Below are 24,028 nucleotides of genomic sequence, written 5' to 3' on the forward strand. Positions count from 1 at the left end.
CGGGTGAGGCGGCGTGGACCCAAGCTGTGGTTGGCCCTGTGCACGCTCGGGGCAGTCATCGCCGTCGGCGCGGCCGCACTCCTGATCCGGCATCCCGGCGCAATCGACATCCTGCCCGGCAAACCTGCCGCCTTCCCCCAGATCGACCGCACCGCACTCGATCCGGCCCAGGCGCGGATCGTCGATGTGCTGCAGTCGCAGTACAGCGCCCAGCCCGGCGGCAGCCATTTCTCCGAAGGCGTCGAGGAGCCGTGGTGCGCCGACTTCGTCAGCTGGGTGCTCAACGAGGCGGGCCGGCCGCTGTCCAACCCGAACTCGGGGAGCTGGCGGATCCCGGGCGTGTACACGCTGCAGGAGTACTACCAGGCCGCCGGCCGGTTCACCGATCCGACGGGATACCGGCCCCGCACCGGCGACGTGGTGATGTACGCCGAAGGCAGCCCGCTCGGGTTGCACACCAATTTCGTTGTGACCGTGGATGACAACGCGATAACCACAATCGGCGGCAATGAGGAGGGCGGCATCCGGGTGCACACCCTCGATGACGCCGAAGTCGCCGGGATCCTCGGCTACGGCCGGTTGTCCGGTTAGCCGCCGGTGACGCTGCGCCCGGCGCTGTGCAGATCGTTGCAGGCCTCGATGACGCGTTCAGCCATCGACGCCTCGGCCTTCTTCAGGTAGCTGCGCGGGTCGTAAACCTTCTTATCCCCAACTTCCCCGTCCACCTTCAAAACACCGTCGTAGTTGGTGAACATGTGAGCGGCCAGCGGGCGGGTGAAGGCGTACTGCGTGTCGGTGTCGACGTTCATCTTCACCACGCCGTACCTGAGGGAGTCCTCGATCTCGGACTTCAGCGAACCCGATCCGCCGTGGAAGACGAAATCGAAAGGCTTTGCGTCGTCGGATAATCCGAGCTTTGCGGCCGCCACCCGCTGACCCTCGGCCAGCACCTCGGGCTTGAGCACCACATTGCCGGGCTTGTAGACGCCGTGCACGTTTCCGAACGTGGCCGCCAGCAGGTACGCCCCCTGTTCACCGGCACCCAGCGCGTCGATCGTCTTCTCGAAGTCCTCCGAGGAGGTGTAGAGCTTGTCGTTGATCTCGGCCTCGACCCCGTCCTCTTCGCCGCCGACCACACCGATCTCGACCTCGAGAATGATCTTGGCCGCAGCGGCAAGCTTCAACAGTTCCTGGGCGATGGTCAGGTTCTCGTCGATCGGGACGGCCGAACCGTCCCACATGTGGGACTGGAACAACGGATTGCGGCCGGCGGCGACCCGCTCGGCCGAGATGGCCAGCAGCGGGCGCACATAGGTGTCCAGCTTGTCCTTCGGACAGTGGTCGGTGTGCAGGGCGACCGTGATCGGGTAGCGGTCGGCGATCACGTGGGCGAACTCGGCCAGTGCGACGGCACCGGTCACCATGTCCTTGACCCCGAGCCCCGAAGCGAACTCGGCCCCACCGGTCGAGAACTGGATGATGCCGTCGCTGCCCGCGTCGGCGAAACCCTTGATGGCCGCGTTGACGGTTTCCGACGACGTGCAGTTGATGGCCGGGAACGCGAACGAATGCTCCTTGGCCCGGCCGAGCATCTCGGCGTAGACCTCAGGAGTGGCGATCGGCATGGTTTGTCCTTCCGTCTGACACGGGGTTATCGCAGGTGAAGGCCGGTCGCACGGCCCAGGTACCCTTGGGATCGTGATCGACATCGCCCTCCCTGAGGCTACGACCAATCTGGCACTCATGCCGGATTTCATGGATCCGCTACACCTCATCGGATCCTTCGGCACCTGGGCCCTGGTGGGCATCCTGGTCGTCGTGTTCGTCGAGTCCGGCGTGCTGTTCCCCGTTCTGCCCGGCGACTCGCTGCTGTTCGTCGCGGGCATGCTGGCCGCGGGCACCGCCGCCCAGGGGACGGCAGTGGGCGCCAACTTCGAACTCTGGCAGTTGCTGCTCTTCATCCCCATCGCGGCGATCCTCGGCGGTCAGGTCGGCTACCTCATCGGCCGGTTCCTCGGCGTCGAGATGTTCAAACCCGACGCCCGGGTGTTGAAGCAGAAGTACCTCGACGAGGCCCACACGTTCTTCGAGCAGCGCGGCCCGTTCGCCATCGTCATCGCCAGGTTCGTGCCGATCGTGCGCACGCTGGCACCGATCGTCGCCGGCGCCGCGAAGATGCGCTATTCGGTGTTCACGACGTTCAACGTCATCGGCGCCGTGGTGTGGGGCGTCGGCCTCGTGCTGCTCGGCTACTGGTTGGGTCAGTTCGAGATCATCCAGAAGCTGCTCGAGCCGATCTTCGTCCTGATCGTGGTGGCCTCGGTGGCACCGATGTTCATCGAGTGGTTCAAGCGCCGCCGCGCCGCCAAGAAGGCCGCCGCCGAGCAGGTCTAACTGCCGGCAAGCACGTCGAACAGTTCGCGCAGGCCGGTGAGCGTGTGGGCCGGCAGAAAGTGATCGCACAGCGGCAACGCGGCGGCCATCGACCCGGCCAGGGGCACATACCCCGGGGCGGCCGCGCGCGGGTTGAGCCACACCACCAGGTGTGCCCGCCGGCGCAACCGAACCATCTCGCGCTGCAGGAGTTCGGGCGGGTCCGAATCCCAGCCGTCGGAGGCGATCACCACCACCGCCCCTCGCAGCGCGTGACCGTGCGAACCGCCCAGCAACGCACCGATGGACCGGGCGAGCCGGGTGCCGCCGTAACGGTCGATCACCTTCTCGTTGGCCCGGGCCAACGAGACCTCGGCGGACCGGTGGGACAACACCGCGGTGAGCCGGGTGAGCGTGGTGGCGAACGCGAACACCTCGGGGCGGCTCCGTCGGTGCATCGCCGCCGCCCGCATCAGATGCAGATACACCGCCGCATACGGCTGCATCGACCCGCTGACGTCACACACCAGCACCACCCGCCTGCGACGGAGGCGAGCGCGAGTCCGGGCCACCCGCAACGGTTCCCACCCGGTCGTCCGCGAGGCCCTGATGGTTTCCCGCAGATCGACGCGACGGCCGGCCGGGTGACGGCGCCGGCGCAAGGTGCGCCGCTGCGGCCAGCGGGCCTCCGCGCTTTCCAACCAGGCTCCGATCCGCCTCAGCTCGTCGCTGTCGAACCGCTCGAACGGTTCGTCGGCCCGGACCGCCATCCAACTGGGCATCAGGTCAGGCAGGGCAGAGAGTGAACGGAAGTCGTCGGGTTCCGCGATCGCCGCGGCGACGGACGTCGGCCTGGTGGTCCACGGCAGACCCTCGCCGTCCTGTCCGGAGCCGGCCGGGGCCATGCTGGGTGCCGGTGCCACCGGCGATGTGGTGTTCCGCTTGAGGCTGGGCGGATCGAGCCCGACGACGGCGTCGGCGAAGACCGCGTCGAACACGGCATCGAACGCGGGCAGATCTTCGGCGCGACTCACCAGTGACAGCCGGGCAGCCCAATACAGCTGGGACCGTACGACGGGGACGAGGACGTGCATCGCCTCGACCAGACGCCCGGATCCGACCGCCGAGACCGTCACGCCGCCCGTGCGGAGCCGGTGGACCAGCGCGACGGCGAACGCGGCCAGATCGACCCCGCGGAGCAGGGATGCCGTCATCAGCGAGCGCGTGGAGCGTGCCTGGCCATCCGCAGGCGGCCGATCGTGAACACGATGGCGGCCATGAGGAAGGCCCCGAAGACTCGCGGTCCGTACCTTTTGAGGGCACTGCCGCCGGCCAGGCCGATCAGGTCGATCGGCTCGGGGTCGGGTGCCGGGGTCGGCGCAGCGGTGGGTGCCGGAGTTTCGGCAGGGGCGTCGGCGGCGAGCTTGGCCTCCAGCGATTCCACGAACTGACCCAGCAGCTTCTCCGACACGTCCTGCAACATTCCGCTGCCGAACTGCGCGAGCTTGCCCACGACCTTGAGGTCGGTGTCGACCGTGACGCGGGTGGCCTGCCCGGCGTCGTGCAACCGGGCGGTCACGGTGGCCGCGGCGTTACCGGTGCCGCGGGCCTCCTTGCCCTTGGCATCGATGACGGCGCGGTGTTCGTCGCGGTTCCGCTCGACGAAATGGACCTTGCCGCTGAACTCACTGGTGACCGGACCGACCTTGATCTTCACCTTGCCCAAGGTGTCCTCACCCTCGTGACCGGTCAGCTGTGCGCCCGGCATCAGCGGGACCACCTGCTCCAGGTCGGTGAGCAGGTCCCACGCCTTCTCGACGGGAACGCTGACGGTGAACTCGTTGGCGATCTTCATAGGACGCTTCCTCTCAGTTCCAGCAGTGCGTCACCGAGCACTCCGGTGTCGTCGGGGGTCTTGGCCAGTGCCCCGATGGTCGTCAGAGCGGCGGGGTCCACCAGGTCGCCGACGCCCAATGTCACCAGGGCAGCGACCCAGTCGATGATCTCGGCGATCCCGGGAGGCTTGTCGAGATCGAGATGCCTGGCCGCACCGACGAATTGGGAGGCCCGTTCGATGAGCGCATCGGTGGCTCCCGGCACGGTGCGCCGGACGATCGCGACGGCGTGGGCGGGCTGCGGGTACTCGATCCAGTGGTAGAGGCAGCGTCGGCGCAATGCGTCGTGCAGGTCCCGGCTGCGGTTGGACGTCAGCACTACAATGGGCGGCTGCTCGGCGACGAAGGTGCCCAACTCGGGCACGGTGACCGCGGCCTCGCCGAGGAATTCCAATAACAGCGCCTCGAATTCATCGTCGGCGCGGTCGATCTCGTCGACCAGCAGCACCGGTGGCCGGGGCCCGCGGTGCCGCACGCATCGCAGGATCGGACGGTCGACGAGGTAGTCCTCGGTGTAGAGGTGCGCCTCGTCGATCTGTTCGGCACCGTGCGCCTCGGACAGTCGGATGGACAGCAGCTGGCGCGGGTAGTTCCAGTCGTAGAGCGCCTCGCTTGCGGTCAGCCCCTCATAGCACTGCACCCGGACCAGTTGGGTATCCAGCACGGCCGCCAGGGTTTTGGCCGCGGTGGTCTTGCCGACCCCCGGCTCGCCCTCCAGGAGCAGCGGGCGACCCATCGTGACCGCGAGATAGACGGCGGTCGCGGTGCCTGCGTCGAGCAGGTAGTCGTTGGTGTCGAACCGCCGCACCACATCCTCGACACCGCTGAAGATCGGGTCAGTGTCCACTCAACCCGCCGACCCTGATCCCCTCGATCAGCTCGGCAACGATCGAAACCGCTATCTCGGCAGGGGTTTTCGCACCGATCGCCAGGCCGACCGGGCTGTGCACCCTGGCCCGCTCGGTTTCCGACAACCCCAGCCCGTCCAGGATGGACGCCCCGCGCACCCGGCTGGCGACCAGCCCGATGTAGCCGACCCCGGCGTCCAGCGCAGCCCGGATGACGTCGGCTTCGGCGCCGCCCAGGCTGGCGATCACCACCGCGGTGGCATCCCCCGAGCTGTCCGGGCCGTCCAACCGCCGCACGTCATAGCCGAGGACCCCGCACAGATCGTTCATGGCGTCGGCGATCGGTGTGCCGCCGAAGATCTGCACCAGCGGGGCGGGCACCTCGGGCGCCAGGAAGATCTCCAGCGCGCCGCCGGACAGGCAGGGATTGACCACCACACAGGCGCCCGGGGCCTCCGGAAAGTGCACATCGCCGTCGGGCAACACGCGCAGCAGCACGCTCTGGCCCAACTGGAGCGCGCCGAGCGCGGCCTTGCGCACCGAGTTCTGCGCGCAATGCCCTCCGACGAATCCCTCAATGGTCCCATCGGCCAACAGAATTGCCTCATCACCGGGATGGGATGACGTGGGCTGCTGTGCGCGTACCACCGTCGCGTGTACGAACGGTGTCCGGGCCCGACGCAATTGCGCCGCACGTTCACTGAGAGTCATCGCAGCTCCTTCTAGATCGGCGGCCTGGCCCGGCCCTGCATGGCCTCCCATACCCGCGAAGGGTTCAGCGGCATATCGGCATGTCGAACACCGAACGGCGCCAGGGCATCCACCACCGCGTTGACCACCGCGGGCGGTGAACCCACCGTGGCGGACTCGCCAATGCCCTTGGCCCCGATCGGATGGTGCGGTGACGGGGTGACGGTGTGCCCGGTCTCCAGATGTGGCACCTCCATCGCCGTGGGGATCAGGTAGTCCATCAGCGACCCGCCCAGGCAGTTCCCGTCCTCGTCGAACGCGATCATCTCCATCAGGGCCATGCCGATGCCGTCGACCACACCGCCGTGCACCTGTCCCTCGATGATCATCGGGTTGATCCGGGTCCCACAGTCATCCACCGCCAGGAACCTGCGGACCTTGACCACGGCGGTACCGGGATCGACGTCCACGACGCAGAAGTAGGCGCCGTACGGGTAGGTGAGATTCTCTGGGTTGTAGCAGATCTGGGCGTCCAGTCCGCCCTCGATCCCCTCCGGGAGATCTCCTGCCCCGTGGGCGCGCATCGCGATGTCGGCGATGGTGACCGACGCCGTCGGATCGCCCTTGACGTGGAAGTTGCCCTTGTCCCACTCAAGATCGGCAACGGAGGCCTCGAGCATTCCCGACGCGATGATCTTGGCCTTGTCCCGGACCTTGCGGGCGACCAGTGCCGCCGCCGCACCCGACACCGGGGTGGACCGGCTGCCGTAAGTGCCTAGACCGAACGGGGTTTGGTCGGTATCGCCGTGCACCACGTCGATGTCTTCGGGCGGGATGCCCAGCTCCTCGGCCACGATCTGGGCGAACGTCGTCTCATGGCCCTGTCCCTGGCTCTGAACACTCAGACGCACCACGGCTTTTCCGGTCGGATGTATTCGTAGCTCACAACCATCGGCCATACCGAGACCGAGAATGTCCATGTCCTTGCGTGGGCCGGCGCCGACCGCCTCGGTGAAGAACGACATACCGATGCCCATGAGTTCGCCGCGTTCGCGCTTCTCCCGCTGCTCGGCGCGCAGGCCGTCGTAGTCGATCATCTCCATCGCCAGGCGCATCGTCGTCTCGTAGTCGCCCGAGTCGTACACCCAGCCGGTCTTGGTGGTGTACGGGAACTGCTCGGGTTTCAATAGATTCCGCAGCCGCAACTCGGCGGGGTCCATCTTGAGCTCGAAGGCCAGACAGTCCACCAGGCGCTCGACGAGATACACCGCCTCGGTGATCCGGAACGAGCAGGCGTAGGCCACCCCGCCCGGCGCCTTGTTGGTGTACACCGCGGTCTGGTGCGCGTAGGCGGCCTGCAGGTCGTAGCTGCCGGTGAACACCCCGAAGAACCCGGCCGGGTACTTCACCGGCGCCGCCTGGCCGTTGAACGCACCGTGGTCGGCCAGAACGTTGGTGCGGACGGCCAGGATCTTGCCGTCAGCGGTGGACGCGATCTCACCCACCATGATGTAGTCGCGGGCGAAGCTGGTGGAGGTCAGGTTCTCGCTGCGGTCCTCCATCCATTTGACCGGCTTGCCCAACACCAACGACCCGACGATCGCGCACACGTAGCCGGGATAGATCGGCACCTTGTTGCCGAACCCGCCGCCGATGTCCGGGGAGATGACCCGGATCTTGTGCTCGGGCAGGCCGGCCACCAACGCATACAGGGTGCGGTGCGCGTGCGGTGCCTGCGAGGTGGTCCAGAGCGTCAGCTTGCCGGTGACCGGATCCAGATCGGCTACCGCACCGCAGGTTTCCATCGGCGCCGGATGCACCCGCGGGTAGACCATCTCCTGTTTGACCACCACGTCGGCTGCGGCGAAGACGGCCTCGGTGGCTGCGGCATCCCCGGTTTCCCAGTCGAAACAGTGGTTGTCGGTCTTGCCGTCGAGGTCGTCACGGATCACCGGGGCGTCGGGGTCGAGCGCGTGACGGGCGTCGATCACCGGATCCAGCGGGTCGTAGTCGACGTCGATGAGTTCCAGGGCGTCCCGCGCCGAGTAGCGGTCCTCGGCGACGACGAAAGCCACCTCCTGGCCCTGGAATCTGACCTTGTCGGTAGCCAGGACGGCTTGCACGTCGTTGGACAGCGTCGGCATCCACGCCAGACCCTTTTCCGCCAGGTCGGCGCCGGTGACCACGGCCTTGACCTTCGGATGTGCCTGCGCGGCAGTCACATCGATGCTGACGATCCTGGCGTGCGCGTACGGTGAGCGCAGGATCGCCAGGTGCAGCATGCCCGGCAGCGTGACATCGTCGACATAGGTGCCACGGCCCCGGATGAACCGCGGGTCCTCCTTGCGCAGCATCCGGCCATGACCGCAGGGCTTCTCGTCATTGACTGCGGTGTCCTCGGGTCGGCTGACGGGATTCTCCAGCGTCGTCATGCTGTGACCTCCTCATTCGCAGCCGACTCGCGGCCCTGCCGCGCCGCCCACTGCACCGAGCGCACGATGGTGGTGTAGCCGGTACACCGGCAGATCTGACCCGAAATCGCCTCGCGGATCTCATCTTCGGTGGGGTCCGGGTTGCGATCGAGCAGCGCCCTGGCGGTGATCATCATGCCCGGCGTGCAGAACCCGCACTGGAGGCCGTGACACTGCATGAAGCCCTCCTGCACGGGATCCAACCGGCCGTCGACCTCCATCCCCTCCACGGTGCGCACGGCATGCCCGGCGGCCATGGCGGCGAGCATCGTGCAGGACTTCACCGGTTCGCCGTCGACGTCTACCACGCAGGTGCCGCAATTGGATGTGTCACAGCCCCAATGGGTTCCGGTCAGTCCGAGTTGATCGCGCAGGAAGTGCACCAGCAGGATCCTGGGCTCGATCTCGGCGCTGACCGCCTCGCCGTTGACCGTCATGTTGATCTGCATGCCCTAGTTCCCTTCCGGCGCAGGAATGGCTCGCACCCGCTCGACCGCGGTGCGCAAGGTGCGGATGGTGAGCTCCGATGCCAGGTGACGTTTGTAGTCGGCGGTGCCGCGCATATCGCTGATCGGTGCACAGGCCTGCGCGGCGGCCGCTCCCGCTGCCGAGAAGGTCTCCTCCGACGCCGGCCTGCCCACCAGCGAGTCGGACACTGCACGCAGGGCCGCGGCATCGGCATTCACCGCGGTCAGCCCGATCCGCGCGGCCGAGATCGCGCCGTCGTCCAGGGTCACTTGCACGCCGGCCGCCGTCACGGCCCAGTCCCCCACGCGGCGTTCGACTTTCGCATAGGCACTGGAGGTCCGGTGCCGCACCGGGATCCGCACCTCGATCAGCATCTCGTTGTGGGCCAGCGCGGTCTCGTACGGCCCCACCAGGAAATCGTCGATGCCGATCTCCCGTTCGCCGGCCGGCCCGCGGGCCAGACAGGTCGCCCCCAGTGCGGTGCACGCGGTGGTGAGGTCCTCGGCCGGGTCGGCCTGACACAGCGAGCCGCCCAGCGTGCCGCGGTTGCGCACCACCGGGTCGGCGATCACGCGTTCGGCGTCACGGAAGATCGGGCATACCGCCGCCAGCGGATCGGACTCCAGCACCTGGCGGTGCCGGGCCATCGCCCCGATGCGGACCAGGGTGGGGTCGGTGACGATATAGCCGAGTTCGGCGGCCAGGTCGTTTATGTCGACCAGGTATTCGGGGTTGGCGATCCGCAGCTTCATCATCGGCAGCAGGCTGTGCCCGCCGGCGACGATCCTGGCGTCCTCACCCAACCGGTCCAGTAGTCCTACCGCGTGGTCGACACTGGTGGCGCGTTCGTACTCGAAGGGGCCGGGAACTTGCATGTGATCTAGCCCACACCAGGTCCTACGTCGGCGTCAATAGGTGGTTAAGCGATCGCTTAACTCGTGGTGGATGCGGCCTTCGATTTCGGCAAGGGGACGCCCGCCGCCTCCCCAGCGCTGGGCGATGATCTCGGCCGCGATGGACACCGCCGTCTCCTCGGGAGTCCGTCCGCCCAGATCCAGTCCGATCGGGCTGGACAACCGGGCCAGTTCGGCGTCGGTCATCCCCGCCTCGCGCAACCGGGCCAACCGGTCGACGTGGGTTCGCCGTGAACCCATCGCACCGATGTAGGCGACGTCGGGCAGGCGCAGCGCCACCTCCAGGAGTGGCACGTCGAACTTGGGGTCATGGGTGAGCACGCAGATCACCGTGCGGGGATCGATCTGCCCCGCCTCGGCCTCCGCAGCCAGGTAACGGTGCGGCCAGTCCACCACCACGTCGTCGGCCGTCGGGAACCGAGCCGAGGTGGCGAAGACCGGACGGGCGTCGCACACCGTGACCCGGTAGCCCAGCAGCGCACCCTGCCGTGCGACGGCCGCGGCGAAGTCGATCGCGCCGAACACCAACATCCGGGGTCTCGGTGCGTGGCTGGCGACGAAAACCTCCATGCCCTCACCGCGGCGCTGACCGTCCGGACCGTAGGTCAGCACCTCGGTACGACCCGCGGCCAGCAGTCCGCGGGCGTCGTCGGCGACGGCGGCATCGGCGCGCGGCGAACCCAGTGAGCCCACCACCGATCCGTGTGGGTCGTCGGGGTGCACGACCAGACGCCTACCGACCCAGGACGTGTCGGGATGCGCGATCACCGTTGCCACCGCGACCGGGCGATGCGCTTCGATGTCAGCGGCGACAGCATTCAACTCGGCAAAGTTGTTCGCCGACACCGGTTCCACGAACACGTCGAGGATTCCGCCGCAAGTGAGACCGACCTCGAAGGCATCGTCGTCGCTGACGCCGTAGCGCTGCAGCACCGGGATGCCGCTGGCCATCACCTCGGTTGCCAGCTCGTACACCGCGCCCTCGACGCAGCCACCCGACACCGACCCGGCGACGGTGCCGTCGGGGGTGACCACCATCGCCGCACCCGCCGGCCGCGGGGCCGATCGAAACGTGCGCACCACCGTCCCGACGCCTGCCGTGCCGCCGGCACGCCACACTGCTAACAACGTGCTCAGCACATCCCTCACGACATCAATCTAGGCTTCAGTGGTGACACCAGCACAACTACGTGCATTTTCGGCAGTCGTGCGATTGGGCTCGGTGCGGGCCGCCGCCGAAGAGCTGGGTGTCACCGACGCCGGGGTGTCCATGCACGTCGCCCAACTGCGCAAGGAACTCGACGATCCACTGTTCACCCGGACCGGCAGCGGGCTGGCCTTCACCCCCGGTGGCCTTCGTCTGGCCAGCCGGGCGGTCGAGATCCTGGGCCTGCAACAGCAGACGGCGATCGAGGTGACCGAGGCCGCGCACGGCCGGCGCCTGCTGCGTATCGCGGCGTCCACGGCGTTCGCCGAACATGCCGCGCCGGGACTCATCGAGCTGTTCTCCTCACGCGCCGACGACCTTTCGGTCGAGCTCAGTGTGCAGCCGGCCAACCAGTTCGGGCACCTGATCGCCTCGCGCGCCGTCGACATCGCGCTCGGTCCGCCCCCCGACGGCAACGGTCTGGAGCTGGCGGTGCGCCCATTCCTGAAGTACCAGTTCATCACGGTCACCACCCCGGACAACCCGCTGCTCACCCGCACCCCCACCCCGGTGTCACTGCGCGATCAGCAGTGGCTGCTCGGCCCGTCCGGCGGCAGCGTCGACGGTGAAATCGCCACGATGCTGCGGCAGCTGTCGATCCCCGAAGACCGGCAGCGGATCTTCCAGAGTGATGCCGCCGCCCTGGAAGAGGTGCTCCGGGTCGGGGGCGTGATGCCGACGATCGGGTTCGCCGTGGCCGCAGACCTGTCCAGCGGCAGGCTCGCACAGATCAAGGGCGTGGGCCTGCAGATGGCCGGTGAATGGGTCGCCTCGACACTTCCCCCGGCAGCCCGCCAGCCTGCGGTGTCCGAGCTGGTGCGGTTCATCACCACGCCGCGCTGCACCCAGGCCATGATCCGCGGCACCGGGGTGGGCGTTACCAGATTCCGGCCCAAAGTCCATGTGACCCTGTGGAGCTGAGCCGCTAGCTCAGTCCCAGGGCGACGGCCAGTTCACGGAGCGCCGGACGCGGGTCGGCCATCGGATTGTCGCCGAGCACCTGCAGCACGACGTGGTCCGCGCCGGCGTCCAGATGGGCGGTCACCGCCTTGGCCGCGCTATCGACCGATCCCATCCCCACCACAGCGCGCGCCAGCCGGTCGGATCCACCGCGCACCAGATCGGACTCGTCAAACCCTTGACGCAGCCACGAGTTCCGGTAGTTCGGCAGGCCGCTGTAGACGTCCAGGTGCCCGTGCGCCCGGCGGAGCTGATCCTCGTCGGTGGATCCGACGGCCACTGCCTGTTCGGAGACGATCCACTTGTCCGGGCCGAGGATGTCGCGGGTGACCCGGGTCTGCTCGGGAGTCACCAGGTAGGGGTGGGCACCGTCGGCGTGCGTACCGGACAGCTCGATCATCTTCGGGCCCAGGGCCGCCAGCAACCGGGGCGGGCGGCCGACGCCGGGCTCGATCTGCTCGGGCACCGCAGCCATCCGGTCCAGATAGTCGCGCATCGTGGCCAGGGGTTTCTGGTAGACGCCGCCCAGACCATGTTCGACCAGCGGTCCATGACTGACACCCAGACCCAGCACGAACCGGCCCGGGTACAGCGCGGTCAGGGTGCGTGCCCCCGACTCCGCGGCCGACGGCACCCGCACGTGAATATTGGCGATCCCGGTGCCCACGACCAGACGCTGCGTCGCGGCCAGGAACGCAGCCGACTGCGTCAGACACTCCTTGCCGGTGACCTCGGGCAGGAACAACGAGCCGAAGCCGAGGGCCTCGATCTCGCGCGCGACGTCCTGCGCATCCGGCATCGACCAGGTCTCGCTGGCCCACCACACCCCGATCCGGCTGGGAAAATCGATGTTGGCTCGCAGTGCCTGGGTCAAGTCCTACTCCTCGTCGTCCGCGGCCAGCGTGTGCGCGGCTTCCATCAACATCCAACCCGAAACCTGAACCGACAGGTCACGCTCGGGGATCGCCGACGCGTTCACCGCACCTTCGACGAACTGGGCCTGTTGGCCTTCGGCCCCGGGCACCTCGGCGGCCTGGTCCCAGAACGCGCCGAACAGCGGCAGCCCATCGACGGTCTGGCGGTTGTCCCAGGCGGCCTGCGCGGAGGCGAGCACGATCGAGCGCGCCGTAGCGCGCGCGGCACGATCGTCGACCGTATCCCCCGGCAAGGTGTTCGCCACCAGCGCCAGGTACCGCGCGGTGATGCCGTTGAACAGCCCGCCGTCACCGCCGCCGGCGCCTTTGATGACGCCGTCCGTAGTCATTTCCCGGTCCACCGCGGCCACCAGGCGACGTACCCGTTCGGCGTGCCGGGCGTCCTCGGTACGTACCGCGAGTTCGACCTCCAGTCCGAGCACCACGCCCTGGCAATAGGTGTACTGCGCCCGCACCATCGACCCAGCTTTGATGCCGTCGAACACCAGGTGGGTTTCCGGGTCGATCAGGGTGTCGTCGATCCAGTCGGCCATCTGCTGGGCCCGGCGTAACCGGTCGTCGTAGCGGGCCAAGAAGATCCCGGCCGGACCGTTGGCCGGGGCATTGAAGAACTGGTCCTGTTTGCGCCAGGGGATGCCGCCGCCGTCCTCGGGCACCCAGGCGTCGACGAACTGGTTGCACAGCTTCTTGAGCGCACCCGCCTTCTCCACCCCGACCAAGCGGCCGGCCCGCTCCAGCGCCAGCGCCAGCCAGGCCATGTCGTCGTAGTAGTTGTTGGTCCAGGACAGGTTGTTGCGGAGGTGATGCCCGCGGATCTGCCGTTGGATACGGGTTCTCCGCTCGGGCTGCGGATCACGCACCTGTGCGTCGACCAGGGTGTCCAGCAGATGCGCCTGCCACCAGTAGTGCCAGGTGCCGAACTGGCTGTGTTTCTTGGACGCCGGCCAGGCCGTCACACCGAGCTGAGTGCCCGGCAGACGCCAGAGCTTCGTCAGGTGTCGCTTGGTGATCGCCGCTTCGGCGCTGGCCGCACGGTTGGCCCATAGCTGATCCATGTTCACGATCCTGCCTTACCAAGCTGCCGAAATGTCGGCATGTCGAGCGATCCAGGCGTGCATGGCGATCCCGGCGGCGACTCCGGCGTTGATGCTGCGGGTCGACCCGAACTGCGCGATGGAGACGGTGACGGCCGCCCCACTCTGCGCCTCCGGGGTGATACCCGGTCCTTCCTGGCCGAAGATCAGCAGGCAGTCGCGGGGCAGTTCGGTCTGTTCCAGACGTACCGCGCCGGGCACGTTGTCCACCGCGACGACGGTCAGCCCGGCATCGGCTGCGAAGGACAGCAGGTCGGCGGTCGTGTCGTGGTGGCACAACCGCTGATAGCGGTCGGTCACCATGGCGCCCCGCCGGTTCCAGCGGCGCTTCCCCACGATGTGCACGGCATCTACGGCGAAGGCGTTGGCGGTGCGCACCACCGTACCGATATTGGCGTCGCTGCCGAAGTTCTCGATCGCGATGTGCAGCCGATGCCGCCGCCGGTCGATGTCGGCGATGATGGCCTCCCGGGTCCAATACCGGTAGGCGTCAACGACATTGCGGGTATCGCCGTCCTGCAGGAGCGCGGGATCGTAGCGCGGATGGTCCGGGAGCGGCCCCTCCCACGGACCCACCCCCGGGGACTCTCCCCACTCGGTCGGGCCTGCGGCGTCAGCCACGGGTGGTCCACAGGGCGGCGTGTGTGCCGATCACCGACACCGACGCGTACAGCAGCGCCGCGTTCATCTCCCCCTGCGTACACAGCGAGGCCCGCATGTTGACGGCGTCACGTGAGGCCTCCGGCAGGATCAGCACCGACGAGCCGTACACCGAGCAGAGATGGCTGAGCCCCGGCGGGGGCAGCGTGGGGCCGGTGACCACCATCAGCGGACCACCGCGGGCCGCCGCATCTTCTCCGTAACGCTTTGCTGCACCGTTGATTTCGAGTCCCAGCAGCATGTAGCCCTTGCCGCTGAAGGCAGTGGGGTCCCCCAACGAGGCCGGGGAAAGTTGTCCGCCGTCGGCGCTGAAGGCGTCGACGCTGGTGGACTTCACGGTGACCCCGGTGTCGTTGATGTTGGTGGGCAGCACCCCTACCGGGAAGGCCGCGGGGTAGGCGACCGTGGTTCCGGCAATGCGCTCGCGTGGCGAGTACATATACACTCCGCGCACCTGGCTCTGATCCCGGAACGGTCCCAGACACACTGTGCCGCTGAGCTTGTCAGGTGACGGCGCCGCCAGCGGCCGGATCCCCAGGTTGGTGATGTCATCGCAGCCGTGGAGCGCGTCGGCCTCGATCGGATGCGCCAGCGCACCGTACAGACCGAACCGGATGTCCTCGGGTTTGGCACGGGCATCGCCCGAGGCCGAGCCCTCGACGTCGACCAGCACATGGTCGGAGTCGAACCGCAGATCGGACACCTTGAGGCGCCAACCGAGGATGTCGATCGACTCGCCGAGCGCGCCTGTCGAGGCCTCGTAGGTACGTTTCGGCTCATCGGACGTGCAGCCCGTGGTGACGACGAGAAGTACCGCCATCACCGCCGCGATCAGCGCCCGCACTGCCACGTCAGTTCTGCCCTAAGTTCTCCCACGACCTTTTCCCACTGCTTTTGTTATGGCGCGCACCAGGTTTCGTGGAACCATCCGGCCCCCGGTGGTGAGCACCTTGTACTGCAATCCGGGCACGATAACCACCTTGCCCGCGGCCACGTCGGCCAGGCATTCGCACACCACATCCTCGACCTGCAGCCACAGGAACGACGGTGTGCCTGCCATGTCGATGCCCGCGCGGGCATGGAACTCGGTGTGGACGAAGCCCGGGCACAGCGCGTGCACCCCGACCCCGGTGCCGCCCAGCCCGTTGGCCAGCCCCTCGGTGAACGAGACGACCCAGGCCTTGGAAGCCGAATAGGTCGATCCGCGTCCGGGGACCAGCCCGGCGATACTGGCCACGTTGATGACGGTGCCGTTGCCTGCCTCGATCATCGACGGCAGCGCGGCATGCGTCAGTTCCATCACCGCGGTGACGTTGACGTCGAGTTGGGCCTGTAACTGTGCGAGGTCGGCGGTCCAGAATTCGCCCGAGGTGCCGAATCCGGCGTTGTTCACCAACACCTGCACTCCGGCGCGCAGTCGGTCGGCGACCTTGGCCCGGTCCGAGGCGGACGCGAGGTCCGCGGGCAGCACTTCGACGTCGGCGCCGGCTTCGTCGTGCAGTTCGGCGGCAAGTTGTTTCAACCGTGCGCCGTCGCGCGCGACGAGGACCAGGTCATAACCGTCACGCGCGTAGCGGCGGGCGAACCCGGCACCGAGCCCCGAGGTCGGTCCGGTGATCAGAGCGAGGGGACGAGACACGACCTAGCGCTGGTAGTGCGGTGCGTGACGCCCGTTGCGGGCCGGCGGCGGGGTGCGACGGATCGCATCCGGGCGGCCCGGTTCCTGGCGCGGCTGGGTGTAACGGCTCACGTCACCACGTCCGGGTGCCGCATCGGCCCGGCCCGGCGGGAGCTCGCGACGTCCGGCGGGGGTCGGCGTCAACGGGCGGCTGGGTGAGCTTGCGCGGCGGGCCAGCGCGGCCTGGCTGCCCTGACCGGACTGCGGTGCCACGCCGTTCTGCGCCACCGGGGGCAGTACCCGCAGCAGGTCGTTGAACTGACGGACGGTGCGCAGTCCCTCATCCCACTGGGCGCGGGTGCTGGTGACCGGCATGCTGACGAGCGTCCAGTTCTGCTCGTTCCACATGACCTCGGCGCAATCGGGAGCGGTGTGGGCGAACGTGACCATCCGGCGGTCGCACGCGCGGCGAGCGGCATCGAGGTTGGTGGAGTACACCATCCGCGGACCGATCGCGCCGAGCAGCCAGATGTCGCTCTCCCGGGGCTCCTTGATGCCCTTGAGACGCAGATCGACGACGACATTCGTGCCCACCTTTCGGTGCAGCGCAATCACCGTCGCCACCTCGTCGATGTCAAAGATGAACACCGCCTCGCCACGAATCTGGCCGAGGACGACGTTCTTGGCCGTGACGTCACCGACGGTCGACATCACCCCGCGCTTCCAGCGCTTGAGGATCTCGTGCGACTCGTGCTCGTAATCGAAGCCATGCGACTTCGCCCACGACTTGCGGCGCCGTCCCAACCCACGTCGACGGTCGATGTCGACGTACAGCAGTACCGCCGCACCCACGAAACAGAGTGCGGACAGCGTGAACCAGAGCGGGACCATCGGGCCTAGCCTACTTGTTGACGGTGGAATTGCCCCCACCTTATGAGGTCACAACCCGGTTACTGGTGATCAGGACGCTGTCCCCGGGGCTCTTCGAGGTAGGTGACGATCGCGTTCGTGAGGCCGCGCCGGGCCACATCGAGGTCGGTATAGGTGCCGAGTTGACGCTCGGAGGTGATGCCACGCATCGCGCCGGGGATGAACGAGGCGACCTCGCGGACCCGCTCGGGGTCCACGTCGAGATCGGCGAAGGCCTGCTGACAGGTCTGCAGCCAACCCTGCCCCCACGACCAGAGTTCGGCCGCGGTCTTCGGGTAGAGGCGTTCCAGCTCCGCGCGGTCCCGGGGCAGCGCGGCGCGTAAGTTCTCGATCGCCCGGGAATCGCTGGCCGTCAGCCCGTCGTAGAGCAGGTCGATGATGCCGGCGACGCGCTGACGTAGTGGTGCACCGTCGTCACGGCGGCCCAGCATGCCTGCGCGGCGTTCGGCGGTGCGCTGCAGGACTGCCGCCCAGAATCCGTCGATATCTCCGAACTGGTATTTCACTGCGCCCCAGGTGGCACCGATCTCCTTGGCGATCCGGTTGGCCGACACCGCTCCCGGGTCGCCGGTGGCCAGCGCCCTGCGCGCGGCTTCCAGCATGTTTTCCCGGGTGGCGAGGCCGCGTCGGTTGGTCCGCCGCGCGCCCGCCTCGGTCTCGCTCATCTCCAGCAGATTACCCCCGTTTTCACAGAACCCTCTTCCAAAGTTTCACGCGAGCTCCTACGATTCGCGACATGGCAAAACCACCGCTGTCGATGAAACCGACCGGATGGTTCCAGGTCGCCTGGACAGACCAGGTTCCCGCGGGCTCCGTACACGCCATGAAGTACTTCGGCGAGGAGATGGTCGCCTGGCGCTCGGAATCCGGGCAGGTGACCGTGATGAACGCCTACTGCGAACACCTCGGCGCCCACCTCGGATTCGGTGGCCACGTCGTCGGCGAGGCCATCCAGTGCCCGTTCCACGGTTGGCAGTGGAATCCCGAGGGCCGCAACGTCTGCATCCCGTATCAGGACCGGCCCAACCGCGGCCGCCGGATGCGCACCTACCCCGCCGTCGAGCGCAACGAGGCCATCTACATCTGGCACGACGCCGAAGGGCGTGAACCGTTTTTCGACGCACCGGACGTGTTCGCATCCTTCGCCGACGGCAGCAGCGCGGCCGACTACTACCCACAGCAGCGGTTGTTCCGCGAATCGCTGGAACTGCATCCGCAGTACGTGCTGGAGAACGGCGTCGACTTCGCGCACTTCAAATACGTGCACCAGACCCCGATCGTGCCGGTCTTCACCCGTCACGACTTCGCCGCACCGATCTCCTACGTCGACTTCACCATCACCTTCGAGGGCGACGACCAGCAGTCCATCGACGATGTGCGCAGCGGCGTCGAGGCCATCAACGGCGGCTTGGGCATCGCGGTGACCAAGAGCTGGGGCATGATCGACAACCGCACCATCTCGGCGGTCACGCCCGTCGATGAATCCACTTCCGACGTTCGGTTCATGGTCTACATCGGCCGGACCCCCGGGAAGGACACTCCGCGGGCCGCTGAGCGTGCTGCCGAGTTCGGCGACGAAGTGATCCGCCAGTTCACCCAGGACATCCATATCTGGTCACACCAGCGCTATTCCGATCCACCGGCGCTGGCCACCTCCGAATACGAGGGCTTCACCGCAATCCGCAAGTGGGCCATGCAGTTCTATCCCGACGGTCTGGGCGGTAGTGCGGCAGACCTGGCTTCTGGTGGCGGAGCCGCCAATCCAACATCAGGGAGAAAGGCAGACACCATATGAGCGAAAAGATTCGGGTATTCCAGGTTGCCACCGGCAACGTCGGCACCGAGATGATCAAACGCATCGGGCAACGCCCCGACCTTGAATTGGTCGGGTTACATTGCTACACACCGGAAAAAGTGGGCCGCGATGCCGGCGAGATCGCCGGCATCGATCCGATCGGGGTGACTGCCACCGGCTCGATCGACGAGATCATCGCCGCGCGTCCCGATGTACTCACCTTCCACGGCGTCTTCCCCGACGAGGACCTCTACGTGAAAGTCCTTGAGGCCGGGATCAATATCGTCACCACCGCCGACTGGATCACCGGCTGGCACCGCGACACCAACCATCCGCACCCGTCCGGCAAGCTGGTGTCGCAGCTGCTTGCCGAGGCGTGCGAAAAGGGTGGTTCTACGTTCTACGGCACCGGCATGAACCCCGGCGTGAATCAGATCCTGGGTGTGGTGTGCTCGGCCGACGTCGCCGAGATCGAGAACGTCACCACCATCGAATCCGTCGACGTGTCATGTCATCACAGCAAGGACACCTGGATCGAGGTCGGCTACGGCCTGCCCGTCGACGACCCGTCGATCCCGGGCAAGCTGGAGAAGTACACCCGGGTTTTCGCCGACAGCGTGCTGATGATGGCCGACTGCTTCGGGCTGGAACTCGACGAAGTCACGTTCAGCGCTGAGCTCGGCGCCTGCACCAAGGATGTCGACCTCGGCTGGTACACGCTGCCCAAGGGATCACTCGGCGGCAACTACATCAAATATCAGGGCATGGTCGACGGCGTACCGCGCGTCGAAACCCACCTGGAGTGGCAGATGACCCCGCACACCGATCCCAGCTGGGACATCAAGGGCTGCTACATCACTCAGATCAAGGGCGATCCGTGTGTCTACAACAAGCACATGATCTTCCCGAAACCCGGTGTGGACCTGTCTGATCCGACCTCGTTCGCCTCGATCGGCATGACCGTGACGGGATTGCCGGCACTCAACGCCATCGCGTCGGTGGTCGCCGCCCCGCCTGGGCTGTTGACGAGTGCCGACGTGCCGCTGCGCGGCTTCGCGGGGCGCTTCAACATCTAACGCTTCAGCACAGCAATAGCCCCGCCACACCTGTTGTGTGGCGGGGCTATTGCTACCGGGTCAGCTCAGCACCAGGCCTTCGCCGTCGGGGGTGACGTTGACCTGCACCACGTCTCCGTCGTGCACCTCACCGGCCAACAGCATCTTGGCCAACTGGTCGCCGATGGCCTGCTGCACCAGGCGGCGCAGCGGGCGGGCACCGTAGAGCGGGTCGAAACCGCGCTCGGCCAGCCACGCCTTGGCATCCAGCGACACCTCGAGGGTGAGCCGGCGCTGCGCCAGCCGCTTCTGCAGCTGTTGCAGCTGGATGTCGACGATCGACACGAGCTGTTCCGGATCGAGTGCGTCGAACATGATCACGTCGTCGAGCCGGTTGATGAACTCCGGCTTGAACGCGGCCCGCACCGCGGCCATCACCTGCTCCTCGGTGCCACCGGCACCCAGGTTGGAGGTCAGGATCAGGATCGTGTTGCGGAAGTCGACCGTGCGGCCCTGACCGTCGGTCAACCGGCCCTCGTCGAGCACCTGCAGCAGCACGTCGAACACGTCCGGGTGGGCCTTCTCGATCTCGTCGAACAGGACCACCGTGTACGGACGCCGTCGCACCGCTTCGGTCAGCTGACCACCCTGGTCGTAGCCGATGTAGCCGGGAGGCGCACCGACCAGCCGAGCCACCGAGTGCTTCTCGCCGTACTCACTCATGTCGATGCGGACCATGGCGCGCTCGTCGTCGAAGAGGAACTCCGCCAACGCCTTTGCCAGCTCCGTCTTACCGACACCGGTCGGGCCCAGGAACATGAACGAACCCGTCGGCCGGTTGGGATCGGCCACCCCGGCACGGGTGCGGCGCACCGCATCCGACACCGCGGTCACCGCGGCCTTCTGGCCGATGACGCGCTTGCCCAGCTCCTCCTCCATGCGGAGCAGCTTGGCGCTCTCGCCTTCGAGCATCCGGCCTGCCGGAATACCGGTCCACGCCTCGACCACCTCGGCGATGTCGTCGGGACCAACCTCTTCCTTGAGCATGACGTTCTCGCGAGCCTCGGCCACCGGCAGTGCGGCGTCGAGTTTCTTCTCGACCTCAGGGATACGCCCGTACCGGAGCTCGGAGGCCTTGGCCAGGTCGCCGTCGCGCTCGGCCCGGTCAGCCTCACCGCGCAGGCCGTCCAGCTGCTCCTTGAGCTCACGGACGATGTCGATGGCGCCCTTCTCGTTCTGCCATCTGGTCGTCAGCTCCGCCAGCTTCTCTTTGTAGTCAGCCAGCTCGCCGCGCAACTTCTCCAGGCGTTCCTTGGAGGCGTCGTCCTCCTCCTTCTCCAACGCCATCTCCTCGATCTCGAGGCGACGGACGAGCCGCTCGACCTCGTCGATCTCGACAGGCCGGGAGTCGATCTCCATGCGCAGCCGGGATCCGGCCTCGTCGACCAGGTCGATGGCCTTGTCCGGCAGGAACCGAGAGGTGATGTAGCGGTCACTCAGCGTGGCCGCCGCGACCAGCGCGGAGTCGGTGATGCGCACACCGTGGTGCACCTCGTAACGGTCCTTGAGACCGCGCAGGATGCCGACGGTGTCCTCCACGGACGGCTCGCCGACCAGCACCTGCTGGAAGCGACGCTCCAGGGCGGCGTCCTTCTCGATGTACTTGCGGTACTCGTCGAGCGTGGTCGCGCCGACCAGTCGCAGCTCGCCGCGAGCCAGCATGGGCTTGATCATGTTGCCGGCGTCCATCGCGGATTCACCGGTGGCACCGGCTCCGACGATGGTGTGCAACTCATCGATGAACGTGATGACCTGTCCGGCCGACTCTTTGATGTCGTCGAGCACAGCCTTGAGGCGTTCCTCGAACTCACCGCGGTACTTGGCACCGGCCACCATGGACCCGAGGTCCAAGGAGACGACGGTCTTGTCCCGCAGGCTTTCCGGTACGTCGCCGGCCACGATGCGCTGGGCCAGGCCCTCGACGATCGCGGTCTTGCCGACGCCCGGCTCACCGATGAGCACTGGGTTGTTCTTGGTGCGACGGCTCAGCACCTGCACGACGCGACGAATCTCATTGTCGCGCCCGATCACCGGGTCGAGCTTGCCTTCGCGGGCGGCTGCGGTCAGGTCGGTGGAGTACTTCTCCAGCGCCTGATAGGTGCCTTCGGGGTCTGCACTGGTCACGCGGGCGCTACCGCGCACCTTGGTGAATGCCTCACGCAGCGCCTCCGGCGAGGCGCCGTGCCCGGTCAACAGCTTGGCGGCCTCGGAATCGCCGGTGGCCAGACCGACCATCAGGTGTTCGGTGGAGACGTACTCGTCGTCCATCTCGGTGGCCAGATGCTGGGCCGTGGTGATCGCAGCGAGCGATTCCCGGCTCAGTTGGGGTTGGCTGCTGGCGCCGCTGACGCTGGGCAGCTGGTCAACCAGCCGTTGCGCGTCGGCGCGAATGATCGCGGGGTCGACGCCGACGGCCTCCAGCAGCGGTGCGGCGATGCCCTCGTTCTGGGTGAGCAGTGCCATCAACAGGTGTGCGGGCCGGATCTCGGGGTTGCCTGCGGAGCTGGCCGCCTGCAACGCTGAGGTCAGCGCCGCCTGAGTCTTGGTCGTTGGGTTGAACGAGTCCACGACACCTCCCTTTTTCGTGTAGAGAAAATGCTTGTCGTGTTCTTCAACGTAGTCAAGGTTGAGTCTGTTCCGCTCAACTTTAAAAATTTTCGATCGAGAGGGCGGCTATGACGGAAAGCTGGGGTTCGGTGCTCGCCGAACTGATCCCACTGGCCATGGTGGTGGCCCTGTCGCCGCTGTCCATCATCCCGGCGGTGCTGGTGCTCCACACACGTCACCCCCGACCGACCGGCCTGACCTTCCTCACCGGATGGCTCGTCGGCCTGGCCGCACTGACCACGATCTTCGTCGGCGTCTCCAGCATGCTCGGCGGGCTCAACGCCACCCCGACGTGGGCCTCGTGGTTACGCATCGTGGTGGGCGCTGCCCTCATCGTGTTCGGCGCGTACCGCTTTCTCACCCGGGAAAAATCGGAGCACATGCCCGGCTGGATGACCGGCCTCAGCAAGCTCACGCCCGCCAAGGCGGGAGCTGCGGGCCTGGCCCTCACCGTGGTGAACCCGAAGGTGCTGTTCATCTGCGCAGCAGCAGGATTAGCCATCGGTAGCGCCGGCCTCGGCCAGCCCGGGGTATGGGCGGCAGGGCTCTACTACGTGCTGGCGGCCGGATCGACCGTGGCTCTGCCGATCCTCGCGTATGCAGTATCGGGTGAGCGGCTGGACCCAGCGCTGGCCCGACTCAAAGACTGGATGGAACGCCAGCACGCCGTGTTGATCGCCGCGATTCTCGTCGTGATCGGCCTCCTCGTGCTCTATAAGGGAATTCACGCGTTATAGGCGCCGCATTCGGTGCAGGTCGGGCTACGGTGTGCGCATGTCCGAATACGGTTTCGGTGATTTCGAATTCGAGCGGAAGTTCTTTGTCCGCGAATTGCCCGCAGTGGCAGCATCGGATCCCACACCAGCGCTGATCGTCCAGGCCTACCTTTTCGCGTCCGACGGATATGCGGTTCGCGTCCGCGTCCAGGGTGCCGCTCCCGCCGCATTGGATGCCACCCCCGCCGAGCTCGTAGAGAGTTTGGGCGAGGGATCGCTGGGAACCATGACCGCCAAAGGTCCCGCCGTCGGGGGCACCCGCTATGAGGCCGAACGCGAACTCGATCCACTGGTCGCGGCCCAGATCGTGCGCCGGTCCGAACATGTGATCGCCAAAGTTCGCTATTCGATGTGGCTCGGCGAGGACGGCTGGATCATCGACCAATTCCTCGGCCGAAACGCACCCCTGCTGCTCTCCGAAGTCGAGCGCGGTGGGCCAGTCGTCGATCTGGCCATTCCGTCATTCTGCGTTTCCGAGGTTTCCGAGGATGACCGGTTCCGCAACGAGTATCTGGCGCACAAGCCATTCGGCACCTGGGCCGACGAGTACCGGCGTGAACTCGACCGCCGCGGACCCAGCTTTGTGGAGTCCTTGGGCCAGAATCAGTTTGAGGGCAGTTGAGCGACGGGGCTTCTCCGTCTGGGGCAAGTGAATGAATCACCCCGGGTTTG

The 24,028-nt window shown here is 67.0% G+C and carries 24 protein-coding genes; 7 read left to right on the forward strand and 17 right to left on the reverse strand.

The features are described from left to right. The first annotated feature begins 3 nt into the window (after positions 1–3). Entirely contained in the window at positions 4–591 is a 588-nt protein-coding gene (locus JOF57_RS22015; protein ID WP_209919990.1) for a CHAP domain-containing protein, read from the forward strand. On the opposite strand, the gene fbaA is transcribed toward JOF57_RS22015, so the two are convergent. Next, complete coding sequence (fbaA, locus tag JOF57_RS22020) at positions 588–1,625, reverse strand: class II fructose-bisphosphate aldolase (RefSeq protein ID WP_209919999.1); 1,038 nt, start codon at positions 1,623–1,625, stop codon at positions 588–590. The two genes, JOF57_RS22015 and fbaA, sit on opposite strands and share 4 nt — an antisense overlap. A 118-nt stretch (positions 1,626–1,743) precedes the next feature. On the opposite strand from fbaA, the gene JOF57_RS22025 reads away from it, so the two are divergent. Beyond that, entirely contained in the window at positions 1,744–2,394 is a 651-nt protein-coding gene (locus JOF57_RS22025; protein ID WP_234938793.1) for a VTT domain-containing protein, read from the forward strand. On the opposite strand, the gene JOF57_RS22030 is transcribed toward JOF57_RS22025, so the two are convergent. From JOF57_RS22030 to JOF57_RS22065, 8 genes are read right to left on the reverse strand one after another with little or no spacing between them, the layout of a single operon-like run. Continuing rightward, positions 2,391–3,587: a vWA domain-containing protein gene (locus JOF57_RS22030; protein ID WP_209920001.1), complete on the reverse strand. Its 1,197-nt coding sequence runs from the start codon at positions 3,585–3,587 to the stop codon at positions 2,391–2,393. The two genes, JOF57_RS22025 and JOF57_RS22030, sit on opposite strands and share 4 nt — an antisense overlap. Continuing rightward, positions 3,587–4,228, reverse strand: coding sequence for an SRPBCC family protein (locus JOF57_RS22035; protein ID WP_209920003.1), 642 nt, complete (start codon positions 4,226–4,228; stop codon positions 3,587–3,589). The genes JOF57_RS22030 and JOF57_RS22035 overlap by 1 nt, the downstream gene beginning before the upstream one ends. After that, positions 4,225–5,100 carry an AAA family ATPase gene (locus JOF57_RS22040; RefSeq protein ID WP_209923607.1) on the reverse strand — a complete coding sequence of 292 codons (876 nt, stop codon included), beginning with the start codon at positions 5,098–5,100 and terminating at the stop codon, positions 4,225–4,227. Before JOF57_RS22040 ends, JOF57_RS22035 begins: the two co-directional genes overlap by 4 nt. A 4-nt stretch (positions 5,101–5,104) precedes the next feature. After that, positions 5,105–5,827 carry an XdhC family protein gene (locus JOF57_RS22045; protein ID WP_209920005.1) on the reverse strand — a complete coding sequence of 241 codons (723 nt, stop codon included), beginning with the start codon at positions 5,825–5,827 and terminating at the stop codon, positions 5,105–5,107. 11 nt (positions 5,828–5,838) lie between these two features. After that, positions 5,839–8,238: an aerobic carbon-monoxide dehydrogenase large subunit gene (locus tag JOF57_RS22050; RefSeq protein ID WP_209920007.1), complete on the reverse strand. Its 2,400-nt coding sequence runs from the start codon at positions 8,236–8,238 to the stop codon at positions 5,839–5,841. After that, entirely contained in the window at positions 8,235–8,726 is a 492-nt protein-coding gene (locus JOF57_RS22055) for a (2Fe-2S)-binding protein (RefSeq protein WP_209920008.1), read from the reverse strand. The genes JOF57_RS22050 and JOF57_RS22055 overlap by 4 nt, the downstream gene beginning before the upstream one ends. 3 nt (positions 8,727–8,729) lie before the next feature. Then, a complete protein-coding gene (locus tag JOF57_RS22060; protein ID WP_209920011.1) occupies positions 8,730–9,620 on the reverse strand; it encodes an FAD binding domain-containing protein in 891 nt (296 codons plus the stop codon). 33 nt (positions 9,621–9,653) lie between these two features. Then, on the reverse strand, positions 9,654–10,808 hold the full coding sequence (locus JOF57_RS22065) for an XdhC family protein (protein ID WP_209920013.1): 1,155 nt from the start codon (positions 10,806–10,808) through the stop codon (positions 9,654–9,656). 22 nt (positions 10,809–10,830) lie between these two features. Here JOF57_RS22065 and JOF57_RS22070 point away from each other — a divergent pair, with 22 nt between their 5' ends. Then, positions 10,831–11,787: a LysR family transcriptional regulator gene (locus JOF57_RS22070; RefSeq protein WP_209920025.1), complete on the forward strand. Its 957-nt coding sequence runs from the start codon at positions 10,831–10,833 to the stop codon at positions 11,785–11,787. Positions 11,788–11,791: 4 nt separating this feature from the next. Here JOF57_RS22070 and JOF57_RS22075 read toward each other — a convergent pair whose 3' ends face one another. From JOF57_RS22075 to JOF57_RS22105, 7 genes are read right to left on the reverse strand one after another with little or no spacing between them, the layout of a single operon-like run. Further along, complete coding sequence (locus JOF57_RS22075; RefSeq protein ID WP_209920027.1) at positions 11,792–12,700, reverse strand: LLM class F420-dependent oxidoreductase; 909 nt, start codon at positions 12,698–12,700, stop codon at positions 11,792–11,794. A gap of 3 nt (positions 12,701–12,703) precedes the next feature. Then, positions 12,704–13,816: a glycoside hydrolase family 76 protein gene (locus JOF57_RS22080; protein ID WP_209920030.1), complete on the reverse strand. Its 1,113-nt coding sequence runs from the start codon at positions 13,814–13,816 to the stop codon at positions 12,704–12,706. Between the two features lie 15 nt (positions 13,817–13,831). Beyond that, positions 13,832–14,476, reverse strand: coding sequence for a TrmH family RNA methyltransferase (locus JOF57_RS22085; RefSeq protein ID WP_209920032.1), 645 nt, complete (start codon positions 14,474–14,476; stop codon positions 13,832–13,834). Beyond that, positions 14,469–15,359, reverse strand: a complete 891-nt coding sequence (locus tag JOF57_RS22090; protein ID WP_209923609.1) for a hypothetical protein — start codon at positions 15,357–15,359, stop codon at positions 14,469–14,471. Before JOF57_RS22090 ends, JOF57_RS22085 begins: the two co-directional genes overlap by 8 nt. 18 nt (positions 15,360–15,377) lie before the next feature. Then, a complete protein-coding gene (locus tag JOF57_RS22095; protein WP_209920035.1) occupies positions 15,378–16,154 on the reverse strand; it encodes an SDR family NAD(P)-dependent oxidoreductase in 777 nt (258 codons plus the stop codon). A 3-nt stretch (positions 16,155–16,157) separates the two neighbouring features. After that, positions 16,158–17,024 carry a trehalose monomycolate transport factor TtfA gene (gene ttfA / locus JOF57_RS22100; protein WP_209920037.1) on the reverse strand — a complete coding sequence of 289 codons (867 nt, stop codon included), beginning with the start codon at positions 17,022–17,024 and terminating at the stop codon, positions 16,158–16,160. A 59-nt stretch (positions 17,025–17,083) separates the two neighbouring features. Beyond that, on the reverse strand, positions 17,084–17,728 hold the full coding sequence (locus tag JOF57_RS22105; protein ID WP_209920039.1) for a TetR/AcrR family transcriptional regulator: 645 nt from the start codon (positions 17,726–17,728) through the stop codon (positions 17,084–17,086). 71 nt (positions 17,729–17,799) lie between these two features. On the opposite strand from JOF57_RS22105, the gene JOF57_RS22110 reads away from it, so the two are divergent. Together JOF57_RS22110 and JOF57_RS22115 are read left to right on the forward strand one after the other, a co-directional pair. Then, positions 17,800–18,858 (forward strand): aromatic ring-hydroxylating dioxygenase subunit alpha, encoded by a 1,059-nt coding sequence (locus JOF57_RS22110; protein WP_209920041.1) that lies wholly within the window; start codon positions 17,800–17,802, stop codon positions 18,856–18,858. Beyond that, positions 18,855–19,934 carry an NAD(P)H-dependent amine dehydrogenase family protein gene (locus JOF57_RS22115; protein WP_209920043.1) on the forward strand — a complete coding sequence of 360 codons (1,080 nt, stop codon included), beginning with the start codon at positions 18,855–18,857 and terminating at the stop codon, positions 19,932–19,934. Before JOF57_RS22110 ends, JOF57_RS22115 begins: the two co-directional genes overlap by 4 nt. A gap of 60 nt (positions 19,935–19,994) precedes the next feature. On the opposite strand, the gene clpB is transcribed toward JOF57_RS22115, so the two are convergent. Continuing rightward, the gene (gene clpB / locus JOF57_RS22120) at positions 19,995–22,541 is read right to left on the reverse strand and encodes an ATP-dependent chaperone ClpB (RefSeq protein ID WP_209920045.1); all 2,547 of its coding nucleotides are present in this window, start codon (positions 22,539–22,541) and stop codon (positions 19,995–19,997) included. A 107-nt stretch (positions 22,542–22,648) separates the two neighbouring features. Between clpB and JOF57_RS22125 the strand changes: the two genes are divergently transcribed. Then, the gene (locus JOF57_RS22125) at positions 22,649–23,317 is read left to right on the forward strand and encodes a GAP family protein (protein ID WP_209920047.1); all 669 of its coding nucleotides are present in this window, start codon (positions 22,649–22,651) and stop codon (positions 23,315–23,317) included. A gap of 37 nt (positions 23,318–23,354) precedes the next feature. Then, on the forward strand, positions 23,355–23,978 hold the full coding sequence (locus JOF57_RS22130; protein ID WP_209920049.1) for a CYTH domain-containing protein: 624 nt from the start codon (positions 23,355–23,357) through the stop codon (positions 23,976–23,978). Positions 23,979–24,028 lie beyond the last annotated feature (50 nt).

Source organism: Mycolicibacterium lutetiense, from assembly GCF_017876775.1.
Classification (GTDB): Bacteria; Actinomycetota; Actinomycetes; order Mycobacteriales; family Mycobacteriaceae; genus Mycobacterium; species Mycobacterium lutetiense.